This window comes from Paenibacillus sp. An7, from assembly GCF_009870785.1.
GTDB lineage: Bacteria > Bacillota > Bacilli > Paenibacillales > Paenibacillaceae > Paenibacillus.
Window position 1 is genome coordinate 1 of record NZ_WTWX01000079.1, and the last position, 580, is coordinate 580.

At 38.3% G+C, this 580-nt stretch carries 1 protein-coding gene; it reads left to right on the top strand.

Annotated features, from left to right (window positions below; genetic code table 11):
• Window positions 1-149 precede the first annotated feature (149 nt).
• The coding region (locus GQY27_RS21225; protein ID WP_160037249.1) for a GNAT family N-acetyltransferase at window positions 150-580 on the top strand (431 nt) is incomplete at its 3' end.

Here is a 580-nt window from a genome sequence, read left to right on the forward strand (position 1 = left end):
GCTAACCGGCAGTAGAGCGTGGTAGTAAATAGCTATACTCAAAATTTTCCGCGCAACCCTTACATTTTTTGGTACTATTACACAGGTATGTACTAGTGAAGAAGGGGATTTCAAGGGAAAACAATCATTAATCGGAGGATGAGGATAGCATGAACATAGAATTCAAAACAATAACGGAATCAGAAAAAACAATTATCGAAAATTTATTTAACTATTATTTGTGCGAGCTCTCTTTGTACTCGCTTGAAGAAGTTGGTCCCGATGGTAAGTATGAGATGGAAGATATTTCACAATATTACATGGATGATCGACTGTACCCTTATCTTATTACGGTGGACAATAAGATAGCCGGATTTATCTTAGTTGTTTCCCCGCCCTATGTTTCTGAAGGCATCGACTATTCGGTACAGGAACTCTTTGTCTTACCCAAATACAGAGGGACTGGCATTGCCAAAGAAGCTGCTATGCATGTATTTAAACAATTTAAAGGTCACTATAAAATCGGGATGTTTAGAACGAATACAAGGGCAGTCAGTTTCTGGACTCATTTATTATCTTCTCACGATGTGGACGTTCAGAT